This window comes from Bradyrhizobium sp. (assembly GCF_019244115.1).
GTDB lineage: Bacteria > Pseudomonadota > Alphaproteobacteria > Rhizobiales > Xanthobacteraceae > Bradyrhizobium.
The window spans coordinates 1-5,719 of record NZ_JAFATE010000654.1 but is presented as its reverse complement, the minus strand read 5'-3'; the positions used below and the strand labels follow the sequence as shown (position 1 = coordinate 5,719).

General features: G+C 60.1%; 5 protein-coding genes. All 5 read left to right on the top strand.

Going from position 1 to position 5,719, the window contains the following annotated elements; translation table 11 throughout:
- The first annotated feature begins 979 nt into the window (after window positions 1–979).
- Entirely contained in the window at window positions 980–2,227 is a 1,248-nt protein-coding gene (locus JOZ76_RS28535; protein WP_366938640.1) for an SDR family NAD(P)-dependent oxidoreductase, read from the top strand.
- Window positions 2,228–2,600: 373 nt separating this feature from the next.
- Window positions 2,601–2,936, top strand: coding sequence for a hypothetical protein (locus JOZ76_RS28530; protein WP_291704382.1), 336 nt, complete (start codon window positions 2,601–2,603; stop codon window positions 2,934–2,936).
- Between the two features lie 165 nt (window positions 2,937–3,101).
- Window positions 3,102–3,623 (top strand): c-type cytochrome, encoded by a 522-nt coding sequence (locus JOZ76_RS28525; RefSeq protein WP_441300119.1) that lies wholly within the window; start codon window positions 3,102–3,104, stop codon window positions 3,621–3,623.
- Window positions 3,624–3,855: 232 nt separating this feature from the next.
- Window positions 3,856–4,335, top strand: a complete 480-nt coding sequence (gene nikR / locus JOZ76_RS28520; protein ID WP_291704380.1) for a nickel-responsive transcriptional regulator NikR — start codon at window positions 3,856–3,858, stop codon at window positions 4,333–4,335.
- Window positions 4,336–4,664: 329 nt separating this feature from the next.
- A partial coding sequence (locus JOZ76_RS28515) for a TonB-dependent receptor plug domain-containing protein (protein WP_441300120.1) occupies window positions 4,665–5,719 on the top strand: 1,055 nt, incomplete at its 3' end.

Below are 5,719 nucleotides of genomic sequence, written 5' to 3'. Positions count from 1 at the left end.
GCGTTCGACCGGGGCAACATCACGCTTGAAAAATCCCATAACCCACATCCCTTCGCAAATCGCGTTTGGTCCGCCGAATCAGAGGCAGATAGAATGCCCGAAATCTAGCCCGCGACTTGGATCAGATTGGGGCTTTTGCAACGCTCTGTGTGCTTGCGCAGGGGCTTTGACATTGGCACCCCGCATCTACCCAGCCCCCATCCCTGATTCGGCACGGCAAGAACCGCGACCCGGACCACCCGGCTTCGGATTCGACCTGTCGATAGTTGATGAGGACAAGGATCAGCATTTCCGCGGCGCGATCTCGCCCGGGCTTTGCGAAAACTCCGTCCCTCCGAAACCAAGAGGGCGCAGGGAATGCCGGGTGAAGGCCTCACCCATGGCCCCCGTGCAGTGAAAAAGCACGGGGAAGGAACCACAGGTGCAGCCAAATCATCCGGCATTCCCTGCGCGATGGCTTTACGGCTTATACGTACTCCCCCCGGGGACCGGGCTTTTTTGCCCCCGTCGTTCGCGGCGTTCGTCACGCCAGCGAACTTGGCCTCAGCGTCGGGAGGCCAGGACCATACGATTTCGCCGTCCGCATCAGCGCCGTTCGTCCGCACTAGACATCGTGCGCGTCGCCATCGCGGCCATCGCATCCCGCCTCACGTTTCGTGACGATAGCGCATACGCCCCTCATGGCCGAGGCGGGACGGGTTGACCATACTCCTGATTCTACATTCCGATAAACAGAAATATTTTTGCCGCGGAAGCTTGACAAGATTCGTCCGACGCTGCCCGACGGGCAAATCGGTTGCGAGAAACGGCCCTTTCCGATCTGCTCGATGACTTAGGTAGCACTCTTCGCGAAGCTGCCGGCTGATCCGACCCGCCTTTGTCATGCTGCGTACCCGTCCGGTGAAGGCCACGGACTTGATTGTTGACAACGTGGCGGGCGGTTCCCCAGCGTGACTTACGCGGCTGCCCTGTGTTGGCGATGCTGCTACCGTTCCCGACAGTCTTTCTTCAGTGTCGTCGTGGCTCATCGAGCGAGCCTCGGAAACATTCCACGCCACGCGAGGCGTACCGGCCGGCAATGGCGGAGCAAGCTGGCAGAATCGCGAGGCTCGCGAAAAAGTGGGGTGTCAAAGGAGGCGATCTGAGGGCCCTCCGAGCCCTCGGACGCGTTTGCCAGTCAGAATGTCCAAGGGACCGGGCGCGCTTCAATGTCCGGCTCTTCTTGGCAGTGGCGAAAAGGGAACAGGTCGCTGAAAGCTGGCCTCGACGGCCGTGCGCTGGGCGAAGCCGACGGTCGCGGGCCCTCCCGCGTTCTGGTTCCCCACAGGAGGATAGCAAGATAACCGAACGAATTTCGTTGGAGGGGAAGGTCGCGGTTGTGACTGGGGCAGGCCGCGGGCTGGGGCGGGCGTACGTCGAACTTCTCGCCGAGCGAGGCGCCCGGGTCGTGGTGAACGACCTGGGGACCAACGTATCGGGGTTCGGCAAGGACTCCGGGATAGCGGAAGAGGTCGCCGATCTCATCCGGTCACGCGGAGGCGAAGCAACCGCGAATGACAGTGATGTTTCCACCCCTCAAGGCGGCCGTGACTTGATCGGGAGGACCATCAAACATTTCGGGAGAATCGATCTTCTCGTGAACAACGCTGGCATCTGCGGAAGCAAGCCATTCAAGGACGCCACCCTTGATGATTTTGATCACTATTGGCGCGTGCACCTCGGTGGGCCCGTCAACACTGTGAAGGCTGCCTGGCCGCACATGGTCGCACAGCGGCATGGCAAGATCATCCTCACGACGTCAGTCGTCGGCCTGTTCGGCATGCGTGGCCAAGCCACCTATGCGGCGGCCAAGAGCGCAGTGGTCGGATTGATGCGCATTCTTGCGATTGAAGGTGCAGAGCACGGCATTCTCGTGAACACCATTTCGCCAAACGGGTACACGAGGATGCACCCAGCGGCGGTTGCGGATCCCGCCTGGCTGAAACAGAGCGAAGCCACCATGCCGGTTGAGGCTGTTGCGCCAGCGATCGTCTGGCTGGCAAGCGACGGTTGTTTGGAGACGAACCGCATCTACAACGTGGAAGCCGGAGCAATCCAACGTATCGCTATCGTCATGGGACCCGGCTTCTACGATCCATATCTGACACCCGAGAGCATCGCCGAGAACTACGCAAAGGTCGAATCGATCGAGGGCTTCTCTGAGCCGGGTCCGTTCGAGCCGGGGTAATGGCGGTCGGTGATCGTTCGTAACCCCGAGCACTTGGATCGTATAAGAGAGAAATTGAACACTTTGGATCCCGCCGAAGTTCTAGAACACATTCGCGATGACTATCCGAATATCCGAGGCGTAAGCGATCCACTGACTTTCGACGAGTACAAAGAAACTTTCCTCAAGAAACCTGTTGAAGTACCAGCTGTCCGCGTCCTACCTGAGCTGGTTCGGAGCAAGCGCGTAGTTGGCGCTTTAGCATCTTTAGGTGGCAGACCGTAACGCTTCGGACAGCCAAGTACCCGTTACTGACCTCCGACCGTCCCGTAATCACGTCCAACGGTCTCATCCAACAAGATGCACATATCGTTCTGCCGATCTCCCTCGCCGTTTGTTTGTTGCGACGAAGTCCGAGGAGACCTTCGAGTTCTTCAAGTCTATGTCTCCGAACGAGCTAGCCGCGGCCGTAAACAACCAAGTCGTCCAGCAGGCATACAAATTCGTCTTTGGTACGGATGATAATCAGCTTCGATTGTTGCTAAGCGCCTCGGTAAGCACATTTGGTCTAGCCCGCTCGGCTAACCGCTACATCGGCAACGTGCCGCCGATGCCGGGCGTGTTTCCCGATTATCCCGCTCCCGTGATCGGCAACTCCGCCACGGGTACTGTCGGCGCTCGTATTGATTTGGCGCTTCTCCCCCGCGTCAATCTGCTCATCGCCATGTGAGCCGCTTCACACATCCTAGCAGAAAGCGGGGTATCCTGTTTGCGCTCTGGAATGGAAACGGAGGGGCGTTCAGCGGAAAAATTGTGACGTTTGCTTAGCTGCGGCGACCTCTCGCTCTGCTCGGGGGCGGCGGCCCAATGCAAATGCACCCAGAGGAGGACAGCCATGAAGACTATGCTTGCTATGTTAATTGCACTGATTGGTTTGGTGTCTCCCGCGATTGCCGACGAAGCGCAAATCGAGCGAGGAAAATACCTGGTCAATCTTGGCGGGTGTCATGATTGCCACACTCCGGGATATTTTCTTGGAAAACCAGATATGGCGCAATACCTCGGCGGGTCCGATGTCGGCCTGTCTCTTCCTACTGGCGTCTTCGTTGGTCGAAATCTCACCCCTGACAAGGAAACAGGTCTAGGCAGTTGGACTAAAGAGCAAATCATTACGGCCTTCGCCGCCGGGAAGCGTCCAGATGGCCGAGAGCTGGCGCCAATCATGCCCTGGGAGGCTTTCGCGCACCTGACAGATGCAGACAAGGACGCCATTGCCTCCTATCTCCAGAGCATTCCAGCCGTCAAACACGAGGTGCCGGGTCCGTTTACTCCAAATGAAAAACCGACCGTGATGACGTTCATCCTTGTCCCTGGGGATGTCTATGCCTCCATGCCGAAGCCGCCAGCGGTTAAATAGACCAGCGCAGGCGAGTACGCCGGGCCGCCCGGTAGGCCAGCCTGATCAAGTCCCCTTGGCCGGGAATAGCGGTACAACGGCAGCCAGGCCGATGGGTCACAGCCGGCGCGCGTGGAGTCCGCCCTGTCGCATTTCGCACACCGGGCGATCCTGACTCGCCGATATTTGGTCGACATCCCATCGGCTGCTATGCTGCTTCGTGCTGCCGGCGCGACCTACGAGGCCCCACCCCATGCAACGTGTGACCATCACGCTCGACGACGACCTCATGGTCGACCTCGACCGGATCATCGAAAAACGCGGCTACCAGAACCGCTCCGAGGCGATCAGAGACCTGGCGCGCGCAGGTATCCAACAGGCCGCGCTCGATGTGGGAGAAAGCCCAAAACATTGTGTGGGCGCCCTGGTCTATATCTACGATCACTCGGTGCGCGAGCTCGCCAAGCGCCTCGTCCAAGCCTCGCACGCTCACCATGAACTATCGCATGCGACCCTGCATGTGCATTTGGATCATGACAGTTGCATGGAGGTCACGGTTCTCAAAGGGGATACCGAGGAGGTCCAGCGCTTCTCCGACCAGGTTATCGCGCAACGGGGGGTGCAGCATGGCCGCCTCGTCCTGATGCCGGTCGAGATCAAGTCCGAGGTCCACGCTCACGGGGAGAAGAAGGCGCACCGGCACGCCCATGTGCATGCGCGGAGGAGCGGCTGACGTTCGCGTGGTAAGCGAGCTGAACGCGCGTCAGGAAGAATACGGGCGCCGGGGCGGACATATGCAACGACGACAGTATGAGCTTTTGGGGTCATCGTCACACCGCGCACGGCGATTTTCACATGCGACAATGAGTATGATGTTTTCTGATTGACATCATACTCCCTGGGATTTCTATTTTATAAAAATCTCGCAGGAGGACGGCACCATTCCTGAACCGCGATCATGGATGGCGGACGTGGGCGGCGTTGTTTGTCTTCCGATACTCCGGGGGCGGCGTGTCGAAAATCGTGTTTCGGTCGGTATTGGCCGTGGTCTTCATTTGGTCCATTCAAGAGCCGGTCGTGGCACAGGAGCAACCGCCGTCAAATCCGTCCGAGGCCGCACCCGCGGACGCGTCAACGGCTACTCGAACTGTGTTGCCGACCGTGACGGCCCATGAGGCGGCTCCGGCGCGCCGCCGGCCGAGTGCGCGCGCCGGACAGAAACGCGCAACAGAGGCAAACCGATCGGTGCAACCAACGGCGTCTGTGGCTGGGCCGCCGGCTCCGCCTTCCGGCGCGCCGAACATCGCAGGCGGTCCCGCCGCCGCGCCGACTCTGGCCAGCCAGACGACGGTCACCGGCACCGAACTCAACGCGCGTCCCGTGACGCGGCCGGGCGAGCTTCTCGAAGCCACCCCAGGCTTGATCGTCACGCAGCACAGTGGCGAGGGCAAAGCCAACCAGTATTTTCTGCGCGGTTACAATCTCGACCACGGCACCGACATGGCGATCTCGGTCGACGACGTACCGATCAACATGCGCACCCACGCGCATGGTCAGGGCTATTCCGACCTGAACTGGCTGATGCCCGAGACGGTCAATCGGGTCGACGTGCGCAAGGGACCGTATTTCGCCGACGAAGGGGATTTCGGCTCGGCCGGAAATCTGCACATCGGCTTGGTCGACAGCGTCCCCAAGGCGATGGCCGAGCTCACGGCCGGCAGCTTCGGGTATCGCCGCATCTTTGGGATGGATTCCGCAAAGGTTGGCGATGGACATCTGCTCGTTGCCGGCGAGGCCGGTACCTATGGCGGCCCATGGGTCAGCCCCGACGACGTGCGCAAGGTGAACGGTTTGGTGCGCTATAGCCAGGGCACGGCGTTCGACGGTTTTACGATCACCGGCATGGCCTATTCGAACAGCTGGAATTCGACCGACCAGGTCCCGCAGCGCGCCATCACCTCGGGCCAGATCGGCCTCTATGGCTCGGAGGACCCGACGGACGGCGGCAACACCAGTCGGTTCGCGATGTCGGCGCGATGGGCTGCCAGCGACGACGCCGGCTCGTGGAAGGCCAATGTTTACGTCGTGAAGAGCGAATTGGATCTCTTCAACAACTT

Bases quoted from the DNA above. Each gene is read 5' to 3' on its own strand.
- JOZ76_RS28535 (WP_366938640.1), top strand. From the start codon at position 980: ATGCTGCTACCGTTCCCGACAGTCTTTCTTCAGTGTCGTCGTGGCTCA.
- JOZ76_RS28525 (WP_441300119.1), top strand. From the start codon at position 3,102: ATGAAGACTATGCTTGCTATGTTAATTGCACTGATTGGTTTGGTGTCT.
- nikR (WP_291704380.1), top strand. From the start codon at position 3,856: ATGCAACGTGTGACCATCACGCTCGACGACGACCTCATGGTCGACCTC.